General features: G+C 73.4%; 17 protein-coding genes and 2 pseudogenes. 10 read left to right on the top strand and 9 right to left on the bottom strand.

The window, feature by feature from the left end:
- Positions 1 to 100: 100 nt before the first annotated feature.
- Entirely contained in the window at positions 101 to 2,518 is a 2,418-nt protein-coding gene (locus tag ACQEVC_RS07175; protein ID WP_432874362.1) for a transglycosylase domain-containing protein, read from the bottom strand.
- Positions 2,519 to 2,926: 408 nt separating this feature from the next.
- Between ACQEVC_RS07175 and ACQEVC_RS07170 the strand changes: the two genes are divergently transcribed.
- Complete coding sequence (locus tag ACQEVC_RS07170; protein WP_101369108.1) at positions 2,927 to 3,223, top strand: WhiB family transcriptional regulator; 297 nt, start codon at positions 2,927 to 2,929, stop codon at positions 3,221 to 3,223.
- Here the strand turns inward: ACQEVC_RS07170 and ACQEVC_RS07165 are convergent.
- From ACQEVC_RS07165 to ACQEVC_RS07155, 3 genes are all read right to left on the bottom strand, one after another.
- Positions 3,210 to 4,358, bottom strand: coding sequence for an ArsA family ATPase (locus ACQEVC_RS07165; RefSeq protein WP_432874359.1), 1,149 nt, complete (start codon positions 4,356 to 4,358; stop codon positions 3,210 to 3,212). The genes ACQEVC_RS07170 and ACQEVC_RS07165 overlap by 14 nt on opposite strands.
- 275 nt (positions 4,359 to 4,633) lie before the next feature.
- Positions 4,634 to 5,623, bottom strand: a complete 990-nt coding sequence (locus ACQEVC_RS07160; RefSeq protein ID WP_432874357.1) for an ArsA-related P-loop ATPase — start codon at positions 5,621 to 5,623, stop codon at positions 4,634 to 4,636.
- A 41-nt stretch (positions 5,624 to 5,664) separates the two neighbouring features.
- Positions 5,665 to 6,315 carry an Rv0361 family membrane protein gene (locus ACQEVC_RS07155; RefSeq protein ID WP_432874355.1) on the bottom strand — a complete coding sequence of 217 codons (651 nt, stop codon included), beginning with the start codon at positions 6,313 to 6,315 and terminating at the stop codon, positions 5,665 to 5,667.
- A gap of 1,079 nt (positions 6,316 to 7,394) precedes the next feature.
- Between ACQEVC_RS07155 and ACQEVC_RS07150 the strand changes: the two genes are divergently transcribed.
- The 9 genes and pseudogenes from ACQEVC_RS07150 to ACQEVC_RS07110 all read left to right on the top strand — a co-directional run bounded on the left by ACQEVC_RS07150 (position 7,395) and on the right by ACQEVC_RS07110 (position 17,803).
- A complete protein-coding gene (locus tag ACQEVC_RS07150) occupies positions 7,395 to 7,550 on the top strand; it encodes a DUF4177 domain-containing protein (protein ID WP_130465462.1) in 156 nt (51 codons plus the stop codon).
- Positions 7,547 to 8,008 (top strand): RidA family protein, encoded by a 462-nt coding sequence (locus ACQEVC_RS07145; protein WP_318396870.1) that lies wholly within the window; start codon positions 7,547 to 7,549, stop codon positions 8,006 to 8,008. Before ACQEVC_RS07150 ends, ACQEVC_RS07145 begins: the two co-directional genes overlap by 4 nt.
- 321 nt (positions 8,009 to 8,329) lie before the next feature.
- Positions 8,330 to 9,130, top strand: a complete 801-nt coding sequence (locus ACQEVC_RS07140) for an MBL fold metallo-hydrolase (RefSeq protein ID WP_432874353.1) — start codon at positions 8,330 to 8,332, stop codon at positions 9,128 to 9,130.
- Positions 9,127 to 10,698 (top strand): annotated as a pseudogene (locus tag ACQEVC_RS07135) (adenylate/guanylate cyclase domain-containing protein); the annotation flags it as partial. The gene ACQEVC_RS07140 and the pseudogene ACQEVC_RS07135, both read left to right, overlap by 4 nt.
- A 249-nt stretch (positions 10,699 to 10,947) precedes the next feature.
- Positions 10,948 to 12,969, top strand: a pseudogene (locus ACQEVC_RS07130) (adenylate/guanylate cyclase domain-containing protein); the annotation flags it as partial.
- Positions 12,970 to 13,157: 188 nt separating this feature from the next.
- Positions 13,158 to 13,601 (top strand): hypothetical protein, encoded by a 444-nt coding sequence (locus ACQEVC_RS07125; protein ID WP_432874351.1) that lies wholly within the window; start codon positions 13,158 to 13,160, stop codon positions 13,599 to 13,601.
- 31 nt (positions 13,602 to 13,632) lie between these two features.
- Entirely contained in the window at positions 13,633 to 15,390 is a 1,758-nt protein-coding gene (locus tag ACQEVC_RS07120) for a serine/threonine-protein kinase (protein WP_432874349.1), read from the top strand.
- A gap of 83 nt (positions 15,391 to 15,473) precedes the next feature.
- Complete coding sequence (locus ACQEVC_RS07115; protein WP_432874347.1) at positions 15,474 to 16,418, top strand: transporter substrate-binding domain-containing protein; 945 nt, start codon at positions 15,474 to 15,476, stop codon at positions 16,416 to 16,418.
- Positions 16,415 to 17,803, top strand: a complete 1,389-nt coding sequence (locus ACQEVC_RS07110) for a hypothetical protein (RefSeq protein ID WP_432874346.1) — start codon at positions 16,415 to 16,417, stop codon at positions 17,801 to 17,803. Before ACQEVC_RS07115 ends, ACQEVC_RS07110 begins: the two co-directional genes overlap by 4 nt.
- On the opposite strand, the gene ACQEVC_RS07105 is transcribed toward ACQEVC_RS07110, so the two are convergent.
- The 5 genes from ACQEVC_RS07105 to ACQEVC_RS07085 form a co-directional block, all read right to left on the bottom strand.
- Positions 17,797 to 19,041: an acyl-CoA dehydrogenase family protein gene (locus ACQEVC_RS07105; RefSeq protein ID WP_432874344.1), complete on the bottom strand. Its 1,245-nt coding sequence runs from the start codon at positions 19,039 to 19,041 to the stop codon at positions 17,797 to 17,799. The genes ACQEVC_RS07110 and ACQEVC_RS07105 overlap by 7 nt on opposite strands.
- Before the next feature lie 90 nt (positions 19,042 to 19,131).
- Entirely contained in the window at positions 19,132 to 21,168 is a 2,037-nt protein-coding gene (locus ACQEVC_RS07100; protein WP_432874342.1) for a biotin carboxylase N-terminal domain-containing protein, read from the bottom strand.
- Positions 21,169 to 21,216: 48 nt separating this feature from the next.
- Positions 21,217 to 22,755: an acyl-CoA carboxylase subunit beta gene (locus ACQEVC_RS07095; RefSeq protein ID WP_432891116.1), complete on the bottom strand. Its 1,539-nt coding sequence runs from the start codon at positions 22,753 to 22,755 to the stop codon at positions 21,217 to 21,219.
- 121 nt (positions 22,756 to 22,876) lie between these two features.
- On the bottom strand, positions 22,877 to 24,046 hold the full coding sequence (locus ACQEVC_RS07090; protein WP_432874340.1) for an acyl-CoA dehydrogenase family protein: 1,170 nt from the start codon (positions 24,044 to 24,046) through the stop codon (positions 22,877 to 22,879).
- Complete coding sequence (locus ACQEVC_RS07085) at positions 24,043 to 26,010, bottom strand: acyclic terpene utilization AtuA family protein (RefSeq protein WP_432891114.1); 1,968 nt, start codon at positions 26,008 to 26,010, stop codon at positions 24,043 to 24,045. The genes ACQEVC_RS07090 and ACQEVC_RS07085 overlap by 4 nt, the downstream gene beginning before the upstream one ends.
- Between the last annotated feature and the right edge of the window lie 2 nt (positions 26,011 to 26,012).

The following is a 26,012-nucleotide window of genomic DNA, read 5'->3' as shown; positions in this document are numbered from 1 at the left end:
CGACAACGGGCGGGCATCCCTGGTCTGGGATGCCCGCCCGTTGTCGTCGTGACCTGTTCGGCGCGGCGTCAGCCGGTGGGCTGCACCACAACCGACCGGCTCAGCGGCGGCCGGGTGGCCGGGGACCCCCGGGACCCCCGGGGCCGCCGGGACCCCCGGCCGGCGCCTTGCCGTTGCTGACCTCGACGATCACCGTCCCACCCTTGATCGTCCGACCGTCGGGGCTGGTGCCGGCCGCCGTGCCGGCCGGACAGGTCGAGTCGACCTGGCCGCCGACCTCGGCCTCGAAGCCTGCGCCCCTGATCCGGGAGAGGGCGGACTGGACCGGCTGGCACTTGACGTTCGGGATGTTCCGCTGGTCGCCGTTGACGATCTTCCCGCCGGGCGGGGTGAACTGGATCGAGGGTTTGCCCTTCATCGCGTCCCGGAGCGTCTGGTAGACGGCGTGGTTGACGCCGCCCGGCTCGTTGTGTCCCATGTTCTGCGTGGTCTCGGCCCAGTCCGGGTCGGCGAGGATGCCGGCGACCGCGAGCTGCTTGGTCATCGCCACCAGCGAGGCGCTCTTCTCACTGTCGGTGGTACCGCTCTTGCCGGCGACCGGCTTGCCGACGATGCCCCGGACGTTTCCGGCCGTACGCCCCTTGCAGCGTGAGGTCGACGAGTTGTCGCCGACCGGGCAGCGGGCCGCGTCCACGGCCGCCCGGGCCACCTCGGGCTTGATGTTCTGGGAGCAGCGCGGGTTGGCGATGTCGAGCTTGTTGCCCTCCTGGTCCCGGATCAGCTGCACCGGGATCGGCTCGCAGTACTTGCCGTCGGCGGCCAGCGTGGCGTACGCGTTGGCCAGCTCCAGCGGGGTCGTCTGGGAGACGCCGAGGGTGAAGGCGCCCCAGCCGTTCGCCATCTGCTTGGTGGAGGCGAAGTTGGCGTCGTTGCTGGCCCGGAACGTGATGCCCATCCGCTTCGCCGCGTCGACCACCTTGGCCGCGCCGACCCGCTCCTGGAGCGGCACGAAGTAGGTGTTCACCGACGACCCGAACGCGCTCCACATGTTGTGTACCCCCGCCATGCTCGCGCTGGCGTTCTGCGGGCAGTACTTGTTGGTGCCGGGACACGCGGCCGGGGAGTTGTATTCGACGATGTACTTCGTCTGGGCGACCGGCTTGGCGTTCATGCTCCACTCCAGCGGGTAGCCGTTCTCCAGCGCCGCCACCACCGTGAAGATCTTGAAGGTCGAGCCGGCCTGGTAGCCGGTGATGTCGCCGCCGCCGGTCAGCAGCGGGTTGGTGGTGTTCGGGTAGGTACCCCGGATCTTCTTCTTCTTTTTCGCCGGGTTCGTGCTGATCTTGTTCGCCGGCTTGTCCGGGTCGTCGAGCTTGTAGTTCCGGTTCACCGCCAGCGCGCGGACCCGTCCGGTGCCGGGCTCGATTGCCGCCACCATCATGGCTTCCTTCTTGCCGGTCTTGACGTTGCGCTCGACGGCCCTCTTGGCCGCGTCCTGCGTCTTGGCGTCCAGGGTGGTGACGACGGTGTAGCCGCCGCTCTTGAGCCGCCGCTCCCGGTCGTACTGGGTGCGGCCGAAGGTCTCCTGCTGCATCCACCAGCGGTAGAAGAAGTCGCAGAAGAAGCCCCAGTCGTTCTTGCCGACGTCGACGCAGCCGTTCGGGGTGCGCTTGTCCTTGACGACCAGCTTGATCGCCTTGGCCTTCTCGGCCTCCTCCGGCGTGATCGCCTTGGTCTCGACCATCTGGTCGAGGACCCAGTTGCGCCGGTTGAGCGCCTCCGGGTAGCCGCTCTTGGTGGTCGGGTCGTTCTCCGACGGGGCCTTCACCATCCCGGCCAGCATCGCCGCCTCTTCGAGCTTCAGGTTCTTCGGGTGCTTGCCGAAGTACACCTGGCTGGCCGCGAAGATGCCGTACGCACCGTTGCCGAACGGGGCGATGTTGAGGTAGCCCTCCAGGATCTGGTCCTTGGTCAGGTCGGCGTCGAGTTGCAGGGCGTACCGCATCTCGCGGACCTTCCGGATGCTGGTGTCCTCAGTGGCCGCCACGACGTCCTGCGGATGCGTCGCCGAGTAGGCGATGGTGAGCCGGACGTACTGCATGGTGAGCGTGGAGGCACCCTGGGTGGTGACCCCGGCCTGGTTGTTGGCCACGAACGCCCGGGCGACGCCGTTGACGTCGACGCCGTTGTGCTCGTAGAAGCGCTTGTCCTCGGCGGCGATCAGCGCCTGCGCGACCACCGGCGCGACATCCTTGAGCGGCACGTCGCGGCGGTTCTCGTCGTACATGGTGGCGAGCGGGGTCTTGCCGTCAGAGGCGTAGAGGTAGCTGATCTGCGGGGCCTTCTTGACGGTCAGCTCGGTGGGCAGCTTGTCGAACGTCTCCGCGCCGGCCTTGGCGGCCAGCCCGGACATCGCCACTGCGGGGAACGCGGCCGCGGCAACCACCACACCGGCCAGCAGCCCACAGATCAGCAGCGACGCGGCGTTGGTGAAGACATTGTGGTCACGCTTCCGCATCCAGGTCACCTCGACAGGGTACGTGAATCGACACAGAGGTCGCGCCCTGCGTACTTTCCCCATTTCCTGCGGGCGCTGGCCTCGTTGTGTTAAACGCACGACCCCTGGTGCGCGGTTGCGGGCTCCTTGCTGCAGAGTCTCCTCCCTCCGGGAAGTCTCCGCAGCGTTTTCGCTGATCGCGGCCGGGTAGTCAGGGCCGGATTGCCGGATGAAGCGCCAAGGAATGTCCGGGTTGACGGATTTGGCTAACAACGTTGCGTAATCAGTTGACTACAGAGCATGATGGTCGAGCGAGAGAAACGCATGTCGTCCGTGGTGCCCGGGGGAGGGCGGCACGGGTGGCCGGGGGGTTATCGCCGGCTGACCGGCTCTGGTCGGTAGCGGGACTGCAAGGGGGGACAGGAACAGATGGGCATGATCACAGATTGGCCCACGTTGGCAGCGTGTCAGAACGGTGATCCTGACGCGCTGTTCGTGCAGGGCGCCGAACAGAACGTGGCGAAGCGGATCTGCCGCAGCTGCCCGGTGCGGTACGAGTGCCTGGCCGACGCGCTCGACAACCGCATCGAGTTCGGCGTGTGGGGCGGCATGACCGAGCGGGAACGCCGGGCGCTGCTCCGTCGTCACCCGCAGGTGGCGAGCTGGCGCAAGATGTTCGAGGCGGCCTTGAAGAACAAGGACAAGGTCCTGGTCAACGCCGGCTGATCGCGGCACCGATCGTGCGCAGCCCGTCGACGTCGTGCACGTCGGCGGGCTGAGCCGTCACCGCAACCGTCGGTACCGCCGGAAAGGCATCGGTGAAGACCCGGGCGACCCGCCGCTCCCGCGCCGCCTGCTGGCTGAGCGCGGCATGTGCCAACAGGGTTTCCACGGTCGCCTCGTGCCCGCCCAGCTCCACCAGCCGTTCGGCCGCGGCCAGGCTCTCGGCGGCGGTCGGCCGCTCCACCGCGGGCCGGTGCACCCGGTTCAGCACCAGACCGGCCAGCGGCATGCGCTCCTGGCTCAGCCGCCCCGCGAAGTACGCCGCCTCCCGGACCGCGTCCGGCTCGGGCACCGCGACCAGCAGGAACGCCGTCTCCCGTGCCTGGAGCACCTGGTACGTCTGCTCGGCGCGCTGCCGGAAACCCCCGAACATCGAGTCGAGCGCCGCCACGAAACCGGACAGGTCAGTGAGCAACTGGGCGCCGAGCACCTTCTGCACCACCCGGGAGAACATCCCGAACGAGGCGGTGACCAGGCTGAACATGCTTCGCCCACCGCTGCGGGCCGGCGCCAGCAGCAACCGCAGCATTCGCCCGTCCAGGAACCGGGAGAGCCGGGCCGGTGCGTCGAGGAAGTCCAGGGCGGACCGGGACGGCGGGGTGTCGACCACGATCAGGTCCCACTCGTCCCGGGCGTGCAGTTGGCCCAGCTTCTCCATCGCCATGTATTCCTGGGTGCCGGCGAAGGTGGAACTCATCGCCTGGTAGAACGGGTTGGCGAAGATCTCCGCCGCCTTCGCCGGATCGGTGTGCGCGAGCACCACGTCGTCGAAGGTCCGTTTCATGTCCAGCATCATGGCGTGCAGTTCGCCGCCGCTGGTCTCGACGTCGATCCCCTTGACCTGCCGGGGGGTGTTGTCCAGCTCGCTCAACCCGAGCGACTGGGCCAGCCGCCGGGCCGGGTCGATGGTCAGCACCACCGTACGCCGGCCGTGCCGCTCGGCGGCCCGGAGCGCGAGGGCGGCGGCCGTGGTGGTCTTGCCCACCCCGCCCGAGCCGCAGCAGACCACGATCCGGACACCGGGATCGGCGAGGATCTGGTCGATGTCCAGCTCCGGTGCTGGGTGATCGGGACGCACCAACCGAGCGTATCGGCACAGTGCCGCGCGGGCGGCGTGGTGCCACTCAGGTGTGAGTCAATCGGCTGTCCGGGCCCGTGTTCGCCCTCTCGCTCGGCGGCCCGGCTGCTCGCCGCCTTCCCGGCCCGGCCGGCGTTGCCGAAGCGGCGTAGGTGCAGGATGTGTCCCCTCGACCCGCTGCACCCCGATCACCACGCCGAGGATGGAGCCGGCGCCCCCGGCTCGGTCCGGCGAGGTCCGACCGGAGTCCGAATGGGGTCCGGCCGGGTCCGGGTTCAGCCGGCGGCCAGCAGCGTGTCGGCGATCACGTCCAGACCGGTGCGGTCCACCCCTTCGGTCAGCAGCGGCAGCTCCACCAGGGGCAGCCCCAGCTCGACCAGGTCGGCCCGGAGCGACTCCTCCAACTCACGCCGGATGAGCTGGTCGCGGGCCTCGGCGTGCAGGCCGGCGACGGTCGCCCGATCGGTCGGCAGGCCGGCCGCGGCCAGCCCCCGGCGCAGCTCGGCCTGGGTGACCTTGCCGGCCAGCAGCGGCGGGCGGGTCGCGTTCAGGATCAGCCGGCCGACCGGGATCCGCAGGCCGTTCAGGTCGGCGATCGCGTCGATCGTCTCCTGGACCGGCATCTCCTCCAGCAGCGTGACCACGTGTACGGCGGTCATCGGGGAGCGGAGCAGCGCCGCGACCCCCTCGCTCTGGGTCTTGATCGGGCCGACCTTGGCCAGCCGGGCGGTTTCGGCGGTGACGTTCAGGAACCGGCCGATCCGACCGGTCGGCGGGGCGTCCAGCACCACCGCGTCGTACACCCGGCGCTTGTCGGCCGTCCGGGTGGTGGCCTCCTTGACCTTGCCGGTGAGCAGTACGTCCCGCAGCCCCGGTGCGATCGTGGTGGCGAAATCGATCGCGCCGAGCTTGCGCAGCGCGCGACCGGCCGCCCCGAGCCTGTAGAACATGTCGAGGTACTCGAGGAGCGCCTCCTCGGAGTCGACGGCCAGGGCGCGTACCTCGCCGCCGCCGCGTGCGGTGGCGATCGGCCGCTCCTCGTACGGCAGCGGGTCGGTGCCGAAGAGCTGGGCGATGCCCTGCCGGCTCTCCACCTCGACCAGCAGCGTACGGCGACCACCGCTCGCCAGTGCCAGCGCCAGCGCGGCGGCAACCGTCGTCTTGCCGGTCCCGCCCTTTCCGGTGATCACGTGCAGCCGGGCCGGCCACCGGGCACTCGCCCGGTCGGCGCCCGCCCGGTCCCCCGACTCCTCGCCCGCTCGCACCCTTCGAGCCTAACCAGCCCCGAGCCCGACCAGCCGGCCGGTCAGATGACGTCGCAGACCCACCACCCGGTCTCCCGTACCACCACGAAGGTCAACTGCTGGTCCACCGACCGCTCGTCGCCGGTGGTCATGGTGAGTCTGGTCGACACCAGGGCCCGTTCCTCGGTCTGCTCGTCGACCTTGGGCGTGGCCCAACGGAACCGCGCGGTGTCGTACCGCCCGGCGGACTCCGCCACCTCCTGGATCTTCGCGGCGATCTCGTCGTCGTCCCGGGCGGCCGAGCAGACCAGGCTGGCCGCCCGGCCGGCGTCCCGCTCGCTGTAGACCGCCGTCAGGAACTCGTCCACGGCGACCACGGGATCCGCGGCCCCCTCGCCCCGCTCGACGCCGCGGACCACCAGGAAGGCGGAGACTCCGCCGGCCACGCAGAGTAGCAGCGTCGCGGCGAGCGCGATCGACGCGATGACGAGACCGCGCCGCTTCCTCGGCGGTGTGGCGGGTCCGGTCGCCGGATAGCCGGGAGGTGCCGGGTGACCGGGTACGGCGGGGCCTGGCCCGGGCTGGCCGGGGTGGTAGGCGCCCGGACCGAGTTGTCCCGGAGTCGGCTGCCCCGGTCCCGGCGGGCCGTATCCGGGCGGCGCCGACATCGGCGGGCCGGACATCGGCGGGCCGGACATCGGCGGGCCGGACATCGGCGGGGCCGAGACCGGTGCGCCGGGAATCGGCGGTGCCGAGGTCGGCGGCCCGTACGGCATCGGCCCGGCCGGCGTCGGTGGGACAGGTTCGGAGGCCGCCGTGACCGATGAGGCCCACGGCCCGGTCGGGGCCAGTGGGGCTGCCGCTTCGGTCGAGGGGACCGAGGCCCCCGCTTCGGTGAGGGCCGGCGGGACGGGCGCTCCGGTCGGGGCGGCGGGTGCCGGCGATGCCGGGACGATCCGCTGGGTCGGTACCTCTGGGGGATCCGGGAGGACCCGGGTCTCCGGGTCTAGCCGTTGGGTGGCGGTCTCCGGGAGGTCCGGGACGGCTGAGGTCTCGGGGGCGAGCCCTCGGGTGGGGGACTCCGGCGTGTCGAGGGCGCCGGTCTTGGCGGGAGCGGTCGGTGGCTCTGCGGTCTCGGCGGGAGCGGTCGGTGGCTCTGCGGTCTCCGCCGGAGAGGCCGGCTCCGTCGGCTCGTGGTCGGACGGCGTGTTGGCGGACGCGTCGACCGGCGAGGCGACCTTCGACGAGGATTCCGCCGACGCCGGAACCTCGGCCGGGCGTGTCGGTTCGGTCGACCCGCCGGCCGGTCCTTCCGGTCGTTCCGGCACGTCGATCGATGCCGGTCCGGTCGGTTCGGGCTGTGGTGTCGGTTCGGTCGGTTCGGGCTGTGGTGTCGGTTCGGTCGGTTCGGCCTGCGGTGCCGGTCCGGTCGGCTCGATGTCCGGGACTGGTCCGGCGGGCCCGGTCTGTGGCGAGGATTCGGCCGGCGGGCGGGCGGGTTCGTCGCCGTCGGACGGTTGCCTCATGGTCTCCCCAATCCCCGCAGGCCCCCGGTGCGGTGGTCAAGGCGCCGGCCGGCGGGTCGGGAGGGCTGGCGTGGTCGGAAGGTGCGGCGGCGGAACTGTGGCGACCCGGCCCGGCGAGGGTATCCCGCCCCGGCCAACCGGGGCAGCCACGGTCCGGCGCGGGATCGGGACAGCTCCGCCCCACCGATCGGGAGGCGTACGCGTACCGCGGTGGCCGCAGCCCGTAGGCTGTCGCCGACAAGCCCGAGACGAGGAGACCTCTAGCGATGCAGAAGTGGGAGTACGCCACGGTGCCGCTGCTCACGCACGCCACCAAGCAGATTCTCGACAACTGGGGCGAGGACGGTTGGGAACTGGTGGCGGTGATACCCGGCCCGAACCCTGAGCAGCTCGTCGCGTACCTCAAGCGGGCCAAGTCGTGACGGCTGGACCACACGGCAAGCTCGCCGAACTGGGCCTCGTACTGCCCGAGGTGGTGCCACCGCTGGCCTCGTACGTACCGGCCGTCCAGTCCGGTCGCCAGGTGTACGTCTCCGGCCAGTTGCCGTTTCGCGACGGCAAGCTGCTGGCCACCGGCAGGGTCGGCGCGGGTGTCTCGGCCGAGCAGGCGAAGGACCTGGCCGCGCAGTGCGCGCTGAACGCGCTGGCCGCGATCGACACGCTGGTGGGCCTGGAGAGCGTTGTCAAGATCGTCAAGGTGACCGGATTCGTGGCCTCCGCCGACGGGTTCACCGGGCAGCCCGGCGTGGTCAACGGCGCCTCGGAACTCTTCGGCACCGTCTTCGGTGAAGCGGGCCGGCACGCCCGCAGCGCGGTCGGGGTCGCCGAACTGCCGCTGGGCGCGCCGGTCGAGGTCGAGGTCATCGTCGAGGTGGCCTGATCCGGGTGAGGCACCCGATCAGGTAGCGCCGGGGCCGCCCGGAGGACCCGTGCGGCCGTCCCGGCCCAGAACGTCACCGTGACCCCGGACCGGAGTGGGCGGCCGGCTGAGTCGAGGGGTTGCCGGAGCCGGGCCGGCGGTGCGGGACCGGCACCGCGCGCCGCGGTGACAGAACTCGCCGCACGACCGGCTGACCAGGCCACCCGGCCGGCTGACCGGGTCCGGGCCGAGGACCGCTGGGCGGAACGCCGGGGTGGCTTGTCCGACGGGCGACACCGGCAGGTCACGGTGCTGTCGCCTGCGGGTCGTACCATCTCAGCCATGACCGGGCACGTGACCGCGCCGGCGGCGGCGCTGGCCGACCAGCTACCGAGCTGGGCGACGCTGGTCCGTGCCCCCAACCCGGGGCCGATGACCCTGGACGGCACCAACACCTGGGTGCTGGGCGTCCCGGGCACGGGTGAGGTGGTCGTGGTCGACCCGGGCCCGCTCGACGAGGGCCACCTGGCCGCGGTGGCCGCGCACGGGCCGGTGGCCGGGGTGCTGGTCACGCACGGCCACCCCGACCACACCGAGGGGTTGGACCGCTTCCTGGAGCTGACCGGCGCCGAGCCGCTGACCTTCCGCTGCGGGTGGTCGACGATCGAGCTGGCCGGTCTCCGGATCCGGCTGTTGATCACCCCCGGGCACACCGCCGACTCGCTCTGCTTCCTGGTCGAGGGTGGTGACGAGCGGGCCGTCTTCACCGGCGACACCATCCTGGGCCGGGGCACCACGATCGTCGCGCACCCCGACGGCGACCTGGGGAACTATCTGGAGAGCCTGGAGACACTGACCGAGTTCGCCGGGGTGCCGGTGCTGCCCGGGCACGGCCCGCCGTTGGCCGACTGCGCCGTCGCGGCCCGGTTCTACCTGGCCCACCGGCAGGCCCGGCTCGACCAGGTCCGCACGGCGGTGAGCCGGGGGGCGCGCACCGCCGCCGAGGTGGTGGCGGTGGTCTACGCGGACGTGGACCGGTCGCTCTGGTCGGCGGCCGAATGGTCCGTCCGGGCCCAACTCGCCTATCTCGATCAAGAGAACCGGGAATCCGGCCCGGGGGCCGGTGGGTTGGAAAATCCGTGACCTGCCCGGTGTGTGGAACCGTTGCCGTACCCGGTGCGCGGTTCTGCCACAACTGCGGAGTCGCGCTGCCGGCTGCCGCGACCCTGCCAGAGGCGGAGCGCCGGGTGGTAACGGTACTCTTCGGCGATCTGTCCGATTTTACCTCCTGGTCGGAGGATCTTGACCCGGAGCGGGTCAGTACGGTCACCGACCGGGTCCTCGCCGCGCTCGCCGGTGCGGTCAAGACCTTCGGCGGGCACGTCGACAAGCTGACCGGCGACGGGATCATGGCCGTCTTCGGCGCACCCGTCGCGCACGAGGACGACGCCGAGCGGGCGGTCCGGGCGGCGCTCTCCATGCAGCGCGCCGTACGCCGGGTCCTCGACGACGAGCAGGGCGGCGGGGCCCCGCTCGGGCTGCGGGTCGGGCTCAACACCGGTGACGTGGTCGCCGGCATCCAGGCGTCGATCGAATACACCGTCATCGGCGACACCGTGAACACCGCCGCCCGGCTGGCCGACGCCGCCGCGATCGGCGCCGTCTACGCCGGTGCCCGGACGGCGGCGGCCAGCCGGCGGGTCGCCTCCTGGCGGCAGCTCCGGCCGCTGCGGCTGAAGGGCAAGCGGGAGCCGGTCGAGGCGTACGAGTTGCTGGGCCTGCTGGACGCGCCCGGCACCCGGTCCGGGCTCGGTGACGAGGCGCCCTTCGTCGGTCGGGAGACCGAGATCGGCCGGGTGGCCGGTCGACTCGCCGAGGTGATCGACCAGGGGCAGCCCCGGGTGCTGCTGATGACCGCCGAGGCGGGGATCGGCAAGTCCCGGTTCGCCGCCGAGGTGGAACGGCTGGCCGCCGGTTACGACGTCGGTGCCGGCCGGTACGCGACGCACACTGGCGCCCGGGTGCTCTCGGTCAAGTGCGCGGCGTTCGGGGAGCGCCGCCGGCTCGCCCCGCTCGCCGACCTGGTCCGGGCGGCGGTCGGCCTGCCGGACGGCCCGGCCACCGCCGTCACCCGACCGGTGGTCGAGGAGCGGCTGCGCCGGCTGGGCCAGCGGCTCTCCCGGCATCGCCCCGACCCGCCACCGGTCGCCGTCGACCTCCTGCTCGCCCTGCTGGGCTACGCCGAGCTGCCTCCGGCGCACGGCACCGTGCCGGCGGGCCCCGCCGAGTGGTCGGCCGGCGAACCCGGCCCGGACGCCGACGCGATCCCGGTCGCCGTCGCCGAACTGCTCAGCGCACTCGCCGCCGAGACCCCGCTCGCGGTCATCGTCGACGACCTGCACGACGCCACCCCGGAGACCACCGACGCGCTCGGCGTGACGCTGTCCCGGCTGACCGGGCCGGTGCTGGTGCTACTGCTCGGCCGCCCCGAGCTGGTCCGCACCGCCGGTGCGCTGACCCGGGTGGCCGACGCCGAGGTGCACGCCCTGCCGCCGCTGCGCGGTGCGGACGCCGCCCGGCTGCTGACCGCCTACCTCGGCGGGGGGCGGCTGCCCCAGGCCGACGTGGACCGGCTGCTCGCCACCGCCCAGGGCAACCCGTTCTACCTGGCCGAGCTGGTCACGCTGCTGATGGAGCGGGGCGCGCTGACCACCGTGCTGGGCCGGGCACCGGCCCGGCCCTCCGGCGCCGGCCAGGCCGTCGCCCCGGGTACCGGTGTCGCCGGCTCCGCCGTGCGACCCGGCGCGGCCGGGCCCAACGCCCCGGCCGGGCGGACCGGCGGAACGGTCGGCGGAGGGACCGGCGGAACGGTCGGCGGGGACGAGGCGCAGCGAGCGGGGCCGGGAGCGGCCTCGACATCCGCCCCGGTCGGCGGGGTGAGTCCGGTCGGCGGCACCGTTGCGGGAGCCGCCGGCGTCTGGCGGCTGGCGCCCGGTTCGCTGGGCAGCCGGCTGCTCTCCCGCGACCTCGCCGCCGTGCTGGCGGCCCGGATCGACGCGTTGCCGCCCGACGCCCGGGCGGCGCTGCGGGACGCCGCGGTGGTCGGCGACACGGTGCCGGCCGGTGCGCTGGAGGCGCTGCGCGAGCGGCGGGCCGGGCGTGAGGGGCGGCCGACCGCGGTCGTCGCGGTCGAGCTGGAGCGGGCCGTCGAGGAGCTGCTCCAGCGCCGGATGCTGCACCGCAACCGGGACGGCTACATCTTCGCCACCCCGCTGATGCGGGAGGCCGTCTACGCCGGCATCGGCAAGGCCGATCTCGCCGACCGGCACGCCGCGCTCGCCGAGTGGGCCGCGCCGCCGGACCCGGGGACCGGTCCGGGCGAGGCGGTCCGGGCCGGCACCGGGGCGAGCGGGCTGCCGGCCGCCGAGCGCGACGCCTTCATCGCCGAGCACGCCGAGCGGGCCAGCGCGCTCGCCGACGTGGTCAGCCTGCGCTCCGACGCGACCGCCCGGAACGTGGCGCCGCTCGGCATGGCGGCGCTGGGCCGCTCCGCCCGGCGGGCACTCGCCGCCGGAGAGCCGGCACAGGCCGTCGAGTACGCCGAGCGGGCCGCCCGGCTCGCCGGTGAGTCGGTACCCGGTGGCGACCGGCTGGTGCACGCCCGCGCCCTGCTCCAGGTGGGGCGGATCGCCGAGGCGCTCGCCTTCGCCGAGAAGATCGGGGCGAACGCCGGGGACGACGTCGCCGTACGGGCCGGGGCACTGCTCGTGGTCGGTCAGGCGTACCTGGCCCAGGGCGACCAGGCGCGGGCGGTGAGCTCCTGGCAGGAGGCGTTGCAGGTGGCCACCGAGCACAACCTGCCGGGCCCCCGGGCGTCGGCGATGCGGCGGCTCGGGATGGCCGACTTCGTCAGCGGCCGGCTGAGCCAGGCCAGCAGCCGGTTCGCCGGGGCGTACCAGGTCAACCTGGATGCGGACGATCCCCGGGGACAGGCGTGGTCACTCCAGAACCTGGCCTGGGTCACCACCACCCGGGGCGACTTCGCCGGCACCGACGCCGTACTCGGCCGGGCGGCGCGGCTCTTCGCCGAGATCGACGACCCGGTGGGGCGGGCCTGGCTGCGCGGCACCACCGCGTTCGCCCGGCTGCTCGCCGGCCGGCTCGGCGAGGCGCGTCGGCTGGCCCAGGTCTTCCTGCCGTTCGGCGAGCGGGTCAGCGAGGCGTGGGCGGTGGGTACGCTGCGCGCCGTGGAGGCGTTCGCCGCCGCCGAACTGGGCGAACTCGCCGAGGCCGACCGCGAGGCGCGGCGGGCGTACCGGGACTTCGCCGCCGCCGCCGACGACTGGGGCCGGGGCTTCGCCCTGGTCGTACGCGGCGCGGTGGCGCGCGGCGTCGGCGAGCCGGAGCACGCCACCGACCTGCTCACCGACGCGCTCGGGTACGGCCGGCGCACCTCGCACCCGCTGCTCACCGGGCTCGCCAGCACCCTGCGCGGGTTCGTGGCACTCGACCGGGGGGACGTCGCGGCGGCGGAACGGGACGCCGAGGCGGTGCTGGCGGCGGTGGAGCCGCACAACCCGTTGGCGCCGACTCAGCTCGGTCCCCGGATGCTGCTCGCGGCGAGCCGGCTGGCCGACGGCGACGCGGCGACCGCGGTGAACCTGCTCGAACCGATCGCGGCGGCCGGCGCGGTGCCGTCGGTGCTGTTCAGCCGCCGCCAGGCCCTGGCCCGGTACGCGTCCGCGCTGCTCGCCGACGGGCGGACGGCGGTCGCGCTGGACTGGGCCCGGCAGGCGGTGGAGGCTCCGGGCGAGGACATCCGCAGTCGGGTGATCGCCGTTCGGATACTGGCCGAGGCACTGGCCGGGGCGGGGCAGCCGGCGGAGGCGGTCGAGGCGGCCGAGGAGGCGGTCCGGTTGGCGTACTCGACGCAGCAGACCAGTGAGCGGGCCGCGGCGGAGGAGTTGCGGGCCCGGCTGGCCCGGCCGTCGACGGGTCCGGCCGCCCGGGAGGGGCTGGTGGTGGTCCGGCAGCGGCTCCCTGAGGAGATCACGGCGCCGGCCGCCGGGTTCGATTCCATCGATCTTCGGGATACCGCCCAGCCCGGGCAGCCGTTAGCCTAGATCCACTGCCGTCCACAGCGGACTGGCGCCGGCACGGAGGATCGCAGGTGAGGCTGCCCCGCTCGGCCGCAGGCTGGACCATCGCCGTCTTCGGAGGGCTCGCCCTGCTGCTCGGCGCCGTCGGCCTGGTCCGACCGGAGTGGCTGCTCGGCATGCTCGGCTTCGAGGTGCTCGCCCCGGCCGACCGGGTCGCCGGCGACCACACCCGGACCTTCGTCGCCGCCTCGTCGATGGCCTCGTTCAACATGGGCGTCTACTACCTGCTCGCCGCGTGGACCGAATGGCGGCCGTTCTTCCGGTTCACCGTGCCGTTCCGGCTGCTGACCTTCACCGTCTTCACCGTCCTGGTGCTGACCGGGGTGGCGCCGGGTCGGTTCTTCGGAGTGGCCCTCTGGGAGGGCCTCGGTGCGGTTGCCACCGCCGCCGGTCTCTGGTACGACCGGCGCCGGAATGGCAACCAGCCGGTAACAGCCACGGGCGCGGGGGGCTGAACCCGCTCATGTTCCCGGTATTTTCAAGTCTGTGACCGACACCCCGCCAGGCGCGCTGCCGCTGCCCGTCGTGCCCGGCCTGACGGATTTGCAGGTATTTGCCCGGGGTGGTTATGCCACCGTGTACCGGGCGACCCAGCAGTCCGTGGGGCGTGAGGTCGCGGTGAAGGTCGAGAACCGGACTCTGGACAGCGAACGGGACCAGCGCCGATTCCTCCGCGAGGCGCGGGCGGCCGGCCGGATGTCGTCCCATCCGCACGTGGTCGACCTCTTCGACGCCGGGGTCACCGAGGACCAGCACCCATATCTGATCATGGAACTCTGCGACGGGTCGTACGCCGAGCGGATGCGTACCTCGCCGCTGAGCCCGGTCGAGGCCCGCGACGTCGGCGTGAAGATCGCCGACGCGCTCGCCGACGCCCACCAGCTCGGGGTACTGCACCGGGACGTCAAGCCGGCCAACATTCTCTACTCCCGGTTCAACGAGCCGGCGCTGGCCGACTTCGGGCTGGCCGTACTCGCCGAGGCCCGGGACACGGCGATCACCCTTGAGGTGCTGACCCCGGCGTACGCGCCACCGGAGATGTTCCGGCACAGCCCACCGTCACCGGCCGTGGACGTGTACGCGCTCTGCGCCACCCTCTACGCGGTGATGCACGGCAAGCCGCCGCGCTGGCAGGCCGACCGCAACCCCGGACTGCTCACCCTGCTGGAGCTCTTCGCCGAGCCGATCCCGGAGCTGCCGGGCGTACCGGCCCCACTGCTCGACCTGCTCCGCTACGGGATGGCCAACGACCCCGCCGACCGGCCCACCGCCGAGCAGTTGCGGGACCTGCTCGTCGCCGTACCGTTGGATCCGCCGGCTGTGCCGAACACGCCGAACCGGAACGTGGTCGCCGGCGTGCCGGTGTCGGGGATCCCGGTCTCCGGGATTCCGGTCTCCGGCGGGTCCTGGCCACCCGGTGCCCTCGGCGCGCCGGCCGGCAGCGCCGCCGCCTCCGGGAGCGGCGGCCCGGCGGGCCCCGCGATGACCTCGACCCCCGCCGGTACGCCCTCGCCCCGCACACCCGTCTCCGGCGTGCCGGTCTCGGGCGCCCCCGGCTCCGGGGCCCCGACCTCGGGTGGTGCCCCGCCCAGCGTCTACCTCTCGAAGTCCTACACGCCGCCGCCACCCCGGCCCGGCTCCGGCCCGCCGGAGGTGGGCGGCGAGCCCACCATCTCCCGGCCCCGCCGCAAGCGGCGCTACTGGATCTTCGGTGGTCTGGGCGTGCTTGTCCTGGTGGCCACCATCGCCAGCGGTTCCTGGTTCCTCGCCACCCGAGGGCTGCCGGGGCCGTCGCCGAGCGGGCGGGCGGTGGCGACGACGGCCGGTCCGACCGCCAGCCGGCCGTCCGTCGGGACCGGTGCGCTGCCGGGCTGCCAGTTGCCGCTGCCCGAGGCCGCCCGCTGCCCGGCCGAGCTGGAGTGTTTTGGGCCGGTCCGGCTCCGGGGCACGGCGGCGGAGGCCAGCGAGATTGCCTGCGCGGGCCGGCACACCTGGGAGTCCTATGCCGAAGGTGACCTGCCAGCCGGGCTGGACCCGGCCGACCATGCGGCGGTGAAGAACGACATCACCGTCCGCCAGGTCTGCAACGCGACCGTCTTCCGGCACACCACCACCCTGATCGACGTCGCCCCGTGGCGTTTCGAGGTGTTGCCGCCGCCGGCCGGCGGGACCGAACGGACCTTCCGCTGCCTGGCCGGCAAGGGCGTCGACCGGCTCACCGGGCCCAGCCTGACGGCGAGCTGACCTCCGCGTGGTGGTGATTACCGAAGTGGGCATCGGCGGCTACGCTCGGCGGTAGCATCCCCCTCCCAGACCGGGGTCCGTCGATGACCGAGACATCGCGCAGAGGCCGGCTACGGCTGCTCGGCACGACCATGGCGGTCGTGCTCACCCTGCTGCTCGCCGCCGGAGCGGGCTGCGACAGCCAGCGCGGTCCCGAGCCCCCCTCGGTGCAGGAGAAGCTCAAGCAGTCGCACATCTACGGCCAGAGCAAGCTGCGGATCGGGGTCGCCACCCTGGAGCCGCTGATGGGCGTACTGGACGACAACGGCAAGTACGTCGGGTTCGACATTGACATCGCCCGGTACATCGCGGCGTCGCTCGGCTACGCCGGGGACCAGCGGATCGAGTTCGTGCAGCTCGCCACCGAGGACCGGATTCCCGCGCTGCAGAGCGGGCAGGTCGACATGGTGGTCTCCAGCTTCTCCATCACCGAGGAGCGGCAGAAGCTGGTGAGCTTTGCCGGACCGTACTTCGTCACCACCCAGGAGGTGATGATCCCGGTCGCGCTGAAGAACCGGATCCGCACCATCGAGGACCTGCGCGACCCGAGTTTGCGGATCTGTGTCGGAGGCGGGTCGACCACCGAGGCCGAACTCGAGAAACACGACGTCAAGACGCTGGTGGTCAAGAACGTCCGGGACTGCGTGCAGGGGATCATCGACGGCAGGTACGACGCGGTGAGTTCCGACGAGACGATCCTCGCCGGGTTCCGCTCCCGCTATCCGGCGAGGTTCGAGATCGTCGACATGCCGTTCGGCACCAGTGAGCAACTCGGCATCGGGGTGCCGATCAGCGATCCGGCGCTCCGCGACCTGGTCGCCTTCTTCCTGCACAAGAGCTACCAGGAGGGGCGCGCCGGCCGGACGAGTGCGTGGCTCAGCGCGTACCACCGGAACCTGGGGCCGTGGCTCCCTCGGCCGGACCGTCAGCAGCCGCCGCCGCTGAACGTCCCGGACCTGGTGGACTTCGACGAGAAGGCGCCGGTGTGACCCTCTCCGGGCGGGAGTCGACGGCACCCCGGTCCGGCGCACCGACCGGCCGGGGCGGCGTCGAGAGTGGACGGCCGGTGGACGGCCGGCCGGCGGCCGGTGACGTTCCGGCGACCGATGCCCTGGCGTCCGGCCCGCCGGCGTCCGACTTACCGACGTCCGACCTGCCGGCGACCGATGCCCTGGCGTCCGGCCCGCCGGCGTCCGACCTGCCGGCGGCCGATGAGCCGAAATCTGACGTTCCGGTGGTCGCTTCCGCAACCGGCGGCGGTGACCGGGACGGAGGGGCGGCGGTCGGGTGGCCGTCCACCGCCGACGCCGCGGAGCGGAGATCCCGGGCCAGCCAGTCGTTCTGGACCCTGGTCGTCGGGGTGCCGGCGATCTTCTCGGTACTCCGGCTGGGCGTGGAGGCCGGCGGCGAGTTGCAGACCACCCTGCTGCTGGTCGCCAACGTGAATCCGGTGAACCTGGCCGCCGCGCTGGTCACCACCGCCGCCCGGCTGGTCTCGGCCGGGCTGGTCGCGGTCTTCGCGATCGGCGCCGTGCTGCTGGCCAGTGCCCAGCGCAACCCGTCGCACCGGATCGGCCGGCATCCGCCGATCTTCGCCCGATGGCGGGCGATCACCCCGCCGTGGGTGGTGATCGCCAGCTTCGCCGTCGCGCTCGCCACCTGGCCGATCCTCTACCTGCCACTGCTGCTGCCGGCGTTCGCGGCCGCGTTTCAGCTCAGCCCGGCCCGGCTCGACGAGCGGCGGATCCCCCGGCTGCTGCTCCTCGGCGCACTGCTGGCCGGGTACACCGTGCTGATGCTGCCGACCCTGGCCGACGCGTGGAAGCAGCGGGAGGCGTTCGCGGTACTCGTGATCGCGGCCCCGCCGCTGCTGGCGATGCTCGTCACCGGCCCCGTACCGGTGGGGGTGGCCCGGCCGCTCGCCATGACGGCCCAGTTGGCGGTACTGGCGATGCTCTGCTGGGCGGCGCTGCCGGTGATCACCACTCCGGTGCTGCCGCTGACCGTCACCACGATCCGGGCCGCCGACGACGGCACCGGCACCACCCCGCCGGCCTCGGACGGCGGGCCGGTCGCGCCCGGCGCGGAGGCCGGTGGCGTCGAGCGGATCCGGGGGCACGTGATCACGGTGGACGACGTCAGCATGGTGATCCTCCAGGAGCGCGGTGGCGTCCGGTACGTGCCGACCGGCCGGGTCGAGGCGCAGGTGCTCTGCCCGACCGAGGAGGAACTACCCCGCTACCGGCTGCGGATCCACGGCTTCCACGTCGAGGACTCGCTGCTGGAGGGGATGGGCCGGCGGGTACGCCCGGTGAACCGGATCGACGCGGAGTGCCGGACGGCCATCAGCATGGGCTCCCCGGGTGCTCAGTAGCTTCTCGGCTGTCCGAGGACGCGCTGGGCGACGAAGTTGAGGATCATCTCGCGACTGACCGGGGCGATCCGGCCGGCCCGTACCGCGCCGAGCAGGGTGGCCACCCCGTAGTCGGTGGTCATCCCGTTGCCGCCGTGCACCTGGATCGCGGTGTCCACGGCCAGCGCCGCCGCCTCCGCCGAGGCGTACTTGGCGAGGTTCGCGGCGACACCGGCCTCGACGTCCCGCCCGGCGTCGTACAGGGTGGCCGCCTTGGCGATCATCAGTCGGGCCAGTTCCACCTGGACGGCGGCGTGCGCGAGCGGGTGTGAGACCCCCTGGTGGGCGCCGATCGGCCGACCCCAGACCCGCCGGGTGGCGGTGTAGGTGGAGGCGCGTTCGATCGCGTACCGGCCGGTGCCGGCGCTCATTGCGGCGACCGTGATCCGCTCCGGGTTGAGCCCGGCGAAGAGCGCCGGCAGTCCGGCGTCCAGCCCGCCCCGGTCGCCCGGCTCGGCCGCCCCGCCGACCAGGGCGTCACCGGGCAGCCGTACGTCGTCGAAGTAGAGCAGCCACTGGTTCTCCGGGGAGACGATCTCCATCTCCAGCTTCGACATGGTCAGCCCGGGGGCGTCCGTCGGGACGACGAAGAGCGCGGGGCGGAGCCGCTCGTCGGCCGTCGGGCGCCCACCGCCGCCCGGGTCGGTCGTGCCGTCGCCCTCCGCCCCGGCGGGCCCGTCGTCGGGTACCCGGGCGACGACCAGCACGTACGGCGCCTCGTCCACTCCGGAGATGAAGCACTTCCGGCCGGAGAGCAGCCAGTCCGCGCCGTCCCGGCGGGCGACCGTGCCGAGCCGGTGGAAGTTCGAGCCCGCCTCCGGTTCGGTGATCGCGAAGGCGATCTTCAGCGACCCGTCGGCGAGCCCGGGCAGGAAGGTCCGGCGCTGCGCCTCGGTGCCGTGCCGACCGATCACCGTACCCGCGATGGCCGGCGAGACCACCAGGAGCAGCAGCGGGCAGCCGGTCGCCGCCAGTTCCTCGCAGACGATGGCCAGTTCGGTGATGCCGCCGCCACCGCCGCCGTACGCGGCGGGGATGTTGACCCCGAGGTAGCCCAGCCGGCCGGCCTCGTCCCACAGCTCGGTGGTGTGCTCGCCGGCCTTCGCCTTGGCGACGAAGTAGTCGTGGCCGTAGCGCTGGCCGAGGGCCCGGACGGCCTCGCGGAGCTGCCGCTGCTCGGGAGTGGGGTCGAAGTCCATGCGGGATGCCTTCCTGCGAGGGAGCTGGGGATGGGCGCCGGACTACTCCGGGCCAGGGGCGCCGGACCCTTCCGGGCCAGGGGCGCCGGACTACTCCGGGCCTGGTGTCGTGGGCTGCTCCGGGGTGACCACGGCGAGCATCGCACCGGTCTCCACCTGGGAGCCGGCGGCGACCGGCAACTCGGTCACCACCCCGGCGACCGGGGCGACGACCGGGTGTTCGAGCTTCATCGCCTCCAGCACGAGCAGCGGCTCACCGGCGGCGACCCGCTGCCCGGCCGTCACCAGGGTCCGGCTGACCGTGCCGGGCATCGGCGCCAGCAGCGAGCCCTCGGCCAGCTCCGGTACCGGCTCGGCGTACCGGGGCAGCTCGGTCAGCTCCACCGAACCGTCCGGACCGTCCACGAAGGAGACTGCCCCGACCCGGCGTACGGCGAACGCGTGCCGGACCCCGTCGACCGCCAGCACGGTGCGGGACGGTTCGGCGGCGAGCAGCACCACGTCGGGTCGCCCGCTCGGCTCGGGCTGCCCGCTCGGGTCGGATCGCCTGGCGCCGATCGGCAGGGCCGCCCAGGTGACCAGGGTGCCGGAGCGGTCCAGCCGGTAGTCGACCTCGGTCGGGCCGGTCGGGCCGGCGTACCCGATGGTCTGTGGCATGGTGGGCACGTTGCGCCAGCCGGACGGCAGCGTGCCGAGCACCGGGGCCGCGGCCCGGCGTTCGGCGGCCCCGGCCAGCGCGGCGGCCAGCCCGGCCAGCCCGACCCGGTCCGGCGGGAGCAGCGGGGCGAAGACCTCCGGATGCCGGTCGAGGAAACCGGTGTCGATCTCGCCGGCCCGGAACTCCGCCGAGCGCAGCACCCGGACCAGCAGGTCCCGGTTGGTCGTCACGCCGTGCAGCTCCGCCCGACGCAGTGCGCCGGCCAGCGCCCGGGCCGCCTCGTCCCGGGTCGGTGCCCAGGCGATCAGCTTGGCGACCATCGAGTCGTAGTGCACCCCGACCACCGAGCCGTCCCGTACTCCCGAGTCGAGCCGCAGCCCGGAGTCGCGCCGGGGGTCGGTGCCGAACTCGGCGGTGACCCCCGGCACGGCGAACCGGTGCAGCGTGCCGGTGGCCGGCAACCAGTCGGCGGCCGGGTCCTCGGCGCAGAGGCGTACCTCGATCGCGTGTGCGGTGACCGGCGGGGCGGTGGTCGGCAGCGCTCCGCCCTCGGCGACCAGCAGTTGCAGCCGGACCAGGTCGGTACCGGTGACGCATTCGGTCACCGCGTGCTCGACCTGGAGCCGGGTGTTCATTTCCAGGAAGTGGAAGTCGCCGGCCGGGGTGAGCAGGAACTCGACGGTACCCACCCCGAGATAGCCGACGGCGCGGGCGGCAGCCACCGCCGCGCTCTCCAACTCGGCCCGCAGGTGTGGGGTGACCGCGACCGAGGGCGCCTCCTCGACGATCTTCTGGTGCCGACGCTGGATGGAGCACTCACGCTCGCCGAGCGAGAGCACGGTGCCGTGCGCGTCGGTGACGACCTGCACCTCGACGTGCCGGGCCCGCTCGACGTACGGCTCGACGAAGACCGTGCCGTCGCCGAACGCGGCGGCGGCCTCCCGGCGGGCCGACTCGATCGCCCGAGTCAGGTCGGCCGGGTCGCGGACGATCCGCATCCCGCGCCCGCCGCCACCGGCCGCCGCCTTGACCAGTACCGGAAACGCCTCGACCTGACCGGCGGCGGTGTACGTCGGCAGCATCGGCACCCCGGCGTCGGCCAGCAGCGCCTTCGCCTCGGTCTTGTCACCCATCGCCGCGATCGCCTTGGCGGGCGGGCCGACCCAGGTCAGCCCGGCGTCCCCGACCGCGCTGGCGAAGCCGGCGTGTTCGGCGAGGAAGCCGTAGCCGGGATGCACCGCGTCGGCCCCGGTCCGGCGGGCCGCCTCGACCAGCAGGTCGACCCGGAGGTACGTCTCGACCGGCGCGGCGCCCGGCAGCCTGACCGCGACGTCGGCCTCGGCGACGTACGGTGCGTCGGCGTCCGGGTCGGAGTGCACGGCGACCGTCTCGATGCCGAGGGACCGGCAGGTGGCGAAGATCCGTCGGGCGATCTCGCCCCGGTTGGCCACCAGCAGTCTGCGGATCATCCGCCGCTCCTCCTCGCAGGGTTGTGTGCACCAGAGGTGGTCATCGGTTCAGAACCGGAAGACGCCGTAGGTGTCGGCGCCCCGGACCGGTCCGTTGTGGACCGCGGAGAGGCAGAGCCCGAGCACCGTACGGGTGTCCCGGGGGTCGATGACGCCGTCGTCGTAGAGCCGGCCGGAGAGGTGCAGCGCGGTCGACTCCGCCTCGATCTGCCGTTCCACCATGGCCCGCATGGCGGTGTCGGAGTCCTCGTCGTACGGCCGGCCCCTGGCCTGCGCCGCCTGCCGGGCCACGATCGAGAGCACTCCGGCGAGCTGGGTCGGGCCCATCACCGCAGACTTGGCGTTCGGCCAGGTGAAGAGGAAACGCGGCTCGTACGCCCGCCCGCACATGCCGTAGTTTCCCGCCCCGTACGAGGCGCCGAGGTTGACCGTCAGGTGCGGCACGGTCGAGTTCGACACCGCGTTGATCATGAGCGCGCCGTGCTTGATGATGCCGCGCTGCTCGTACTCGGTGCCGACCATGTACCCGGTGGTGTTCTGCAGGAACAGCAGCGGGGTGTCGGCGGCGTTGGCGAGCTGGATGAACTGGGCCGCCTTCTGCGCCTCCTCGGAGAAGAGCACGCCCTGGACGTTGGCCAGGACGCCGACCGGATAGCCGTGCAGGTTGCCCCACCCGGTGGCCAGGGCGCGGCCGTAGGCCGGCTTGAACTCGTCGAACTCCGAGCCGTCCAGGATCCGGGCCAGCACCTCGCGCGGGTCGAACGGCACCCGCAGGTCGCCGCTGGGGATGCCGAGCAGCTCCTCGGGGTCGTACTTCGGCGGCTCGGGCAGGGCGGTCCGGGGTGCCGGACCCTGCTTGCGCCAGGCGAGCCGGCGTACGCACTGCCGGGCCAGCCGCAGCCCGTCCGGCTCGTCGGCGGCGACGAAGTCGGCGAGTCCGGAGGTGCCGGCGTGCATGGTGGCGCCGCCCAGCGACTCGTCGTCGGCGTCCTCCCCGGTGGCCATCTTGACCAGCGGCGGCCCGGCCAGGAAGACCTTCGCCCGACCGCGCACCATGATGGTGTGGTCGGACATCCCCGGCACGTACGCCCCGCCGGCCGTCGCGGTGCCGAACACCACCGAGACGGTCGGGATCCGAGCCGCCGAGAGCCGGGTCAGGTCCCGGAAGACCCGCCCACCGGGGATGAAGATCTCCGCCTGGCTGGGCAGGTCGGCCCCGCCGGACTCGACCAGGTTGATCATGGGCAGCCGGTTCGCCAGGGCGATCTCGCCGGCCCGCTGGGTCTTGCGCAGGGTGTACGGGTTGACCGCGCCGCCGCGTACCGTCGGGTCGTTGGCGACGACCACGCACTCGACGCCCTCGACCACCCCGATCCCGGTGACCACGCCGGCACCGGTCGGGAAGTCGGTACCCCAGGCGGCGACCGGCGAGAGTTCCAGGAACGGGGCGTCCCGGTCGAGCAGCAGCTCGATCCGTTCCCGGGCCAGGAGTTTGCCCCGGTCGTGGTGCCGGGCCACGTACTTCTCGCCGCCGCCGGCCCGGGCGGCGTCCAGCGCGCTCTCCAGCTCCGCCAGCCGGTCCAGCATCGCCGCCCGGTTCTCCCGGTATGCCCGAGCCGCCGGGTCGACGGCCGTCCGCAACACGCTCACCCTCGGCTCCTCACGCCCACCGCCGGCCCGTGCCGGGCCAGCTCCCGATGTCCCACGGTCAGATCCCCAGGCCCTTGGCGATGATCTCGTTCATGATCTCCGTGGTACCGCCGCCGATGCCCAGGATCCGTGCGTCCCGGTAGTGCCGCTCCACCTCGGCGTCGCGCAGGTAGCCGTGGCCGCCGTGCAGTTGGACAGCCTGGTCGACCACCCAGTCACAGGCCGCCACGGCGGCGTTCTTGGCCATCGCCACCTCGTCCGGCACCGGCTCGCCGGCCGCCACCCGGTCGGCGACCTGCCGGACGTACCCGCGGGCCGCCGCCGTCCGGGTGGCCATCTCGGCGAGCCGGTGCCGGACGACCTGCCGCCGGGTCAGCGGAGCGCCGAAGGTGTGCCGGTCCCGGCACCAGGCCAGGGTCAGGTCGAGGCAGCGCTGCGCGGTGGCGTACGCCTGGGTGGCCAGGGAGAGCCGCTCGGTGCCGAACTCCCGCATGATGGCGGCGAAGCCGGCGTTCTCGGCGCCGACCAGGTTTCGCGCCGGGACCCGAACGTCGGTGAAGGAGAGTGCGGCGGTGTCGGAACAGTGCCAGCCGAGCTTGTCCAGCCGGCGGTCGACGGTGCAGCCCGGTGCGTCCTTGTCGATCACCAGCAGCGAGATGCCGGCCGCACCCGGCGGACCGGTCCGGACGGCGGTGGTGACGAAGTCGGCCCGTACCCCGCTGGTGACGAAGATCTTCGTGCCGTTGACCAGGTAGTCGGCACCTTCCCGCCGGGCGGTCGTGCGCAGCGCCGCCACGTCCGAGCCGCCGTCCGGCTCGGTGACGGCGAGTGCCCCGATCCGGGCACCGGCGAGGGTCGGCCGGACGTACCGGTCGACCAGCTCGGCGGCACCGCCCGACTCCGGACGACCGTCCCGCTGCCAGGCGGCGACGATGTGCGGCAGCGCGATGCCGTGCGTGAAGAGCGCGGCGACCAGCCCGGACGAGCCGCCGGCCCGGATGAGTTCCTCGGTGACCAGCAGGCTGTCCCGCAGGTCGCCGCCGCTGCCGCCGACCTCCTCGGGAAAGCCGACCCCGAGCAGTCCCAGTTCGGCGGCGACGCCGTGCAGTGCCCGGGGCACCTCGCCGGCCCGCTCCCACCCGTCCAGTTGGGACAGTACGTCGCGCGCGACGAACCGCCGGGTCAGCTCCCGGAACTGCCGCCGTTCCAGGCTCTCCGGCTCGCTCATCCCGACCCCGCCACGGCCGATTGACCCGCCGCCTGGCCGGTTTGTGTCGCCTGGCCGGTTTGTGTCGCCTGGCCGGTTTGTGTCGCCTGGCCGGGCTGTGTTGCTTCTCCGGGCTGTGTCGCCTGGCCGGGCTGTGTCGCTTCCCCTGTCCCCGCTGCCTCACCGGCCTGCGGGGTCGCCTTGCCGGTCCCCGCCGCCTCCATCGGTGGCGCGGGGAGCAGTTCGGCCGGCAGGTCGACGACGCGGGCGCGCAGCAGTTCGCCGAGCGCCTTGGCCTGCGGGTCGAACCGGGTGGAGCCGGCCGCGCCCGCGCCCAGCAGGCCGGTGAGCACGAAGTTCACCGCCCGCAGGTGGGGCAGGTCGTACCGCCGCACCGGCAGTGTGGCGGTCTCCGGCAGCAGCGTGCGCAGCCGTTCGACGGTCAGCCAGCCGCGCAGCCAGCGGTGTCCGGCGTCCGACCGGGCCCACACCCCGAGGTTGGCGTCGCCGCCCTTGTCACCCGAGCGGGCGCCGACCACCGTCCCGAGCGGTGCCCGCCGGGTCAGGCCGGTCTCGGCCGGTGGCACCCCGTCCGGACCGGGAAGCGGCTCCGCGTCCGGACCGGCGAGCGGCACCCCGTTCGGGTCGGGAAGCGGCTCCGCGTCCGGACCGGCGAGCGGCACCCCGTCCGGACCGGCGAGCGGCACCCCGTCCGGGTCGGCGAGCGGCACCCCGTCCGGGTCGGCGAGCGGCTCCGCGTGCTGCGGCGCGGTGACCGCCGGAGGTGCGATGTCGACCCGGTCGCCGGAGGGGAGCACGGCGACCTGCCGTACCTGCTCCTGGGCCACCTCCTCGGCGGCGAAGACCCCGTACGGGCTGGCGTCGCCGGGCGGGGTGGTCAGGGTGCAGCCGGGGTAGGAGGCCAGGGCCAGTTCGACGGCGGCGGCCGAGAAGGCCCGCCCGGCCCGCCTCGGGTCACTGTCGCTCAGGTGTACGTGCAGCAGCGCGCTCGCCGTCTCGGTGTCGACCGCGTCCACCTGGTCGGTACGGGCGAGCCTGAACTCCAGCCCGTCCCCGCCGACCGCCTCGGTGAGCTGGGCCCGGACCAGTGCCGCCTTCGCCTCGATGTCCAGTCCACAGAGGACGAACGTCATCGAGTTGCGGAAGCCGCCCAGCCGGGTGACCCCGACCTTCAGAGTTGGCGGCGGGGGCGTGCCACGGGCCCCGCTGACGCGTACCCGGTCCGGCCCGGCGTCGGCCAGGGTGACCGTGTCGAGCCGGGTCACCACGTCCGGGCCGAGATAGTCGGGGCCGGCGATCTCGTACAACAGTTGTGCGGTAACGGTCTCCCGGGTGACCGCCCCGCCGGTGCCCGGATGCTTGGTGAGCACCGCCGAGCCGTCCGGGTGCAGCTCGGCGATCGGGAAGCCGGGACGGTGCCCGCCGTCCGGCAGCTCGGTGAAGAAGCTGAAGTTGCCGCCGCTGACCTGGGTGCCGCACTCCAGCAGGTGGCCGGCGACGGTCGCCCCGGCCAGTGGGTCGAGATCGGACCGGGTCCAGCCGAAGTGCGCGATCCCCGGGCCGACCGCCAGCGAGGCGTCGGTGACCCGCCCGGTGACCACCACGTCCGCCCCGGCACCCAGACAGGCGGCGATGCCGAACGCCCCCAGGTACGCGTTCGCGGTCAGCGTGCCCGGCCGGTCCAGCGAGTCGCCCTCGACGTACCCGATCCGGGCCGGCAGCCCGAGCCGGTCGGCGAGGGTACGCAGCGCGGCGGCCAGCCCGGCCGGGTGGAGGCCGCCCGCGTTCGTCACGATCCGCACGCCCCGGTCCAGCGCGGTGCCGAGGCAGGGTTCGAGCTGCCGGAGGAAGGTGCGGGCGTAGCCGAGTTCCGGGTCGCGGTGCCGGTCCCGGCCGAGGATCAGCATGGTCAGCTCGGCCAGGTAGTCGCCGGTCAGCACGTCGAGGTCGCCGCCGTCGAGCATCT

Origin of the sequence: Plantactinospora sp. CA-294935 (assembly GCF_050936445.1) — a bacterium.
Classification (GTDB): Bacteria; Actinomycetota; Actinomycetes; order Mycobacteriales; family Micromonosporaceae; genus Plantactinospora.
Note: the sequence above shows the minus strand (reverse complement) of the source record. Positions and strands in the feature narration are given on the sequence as shown.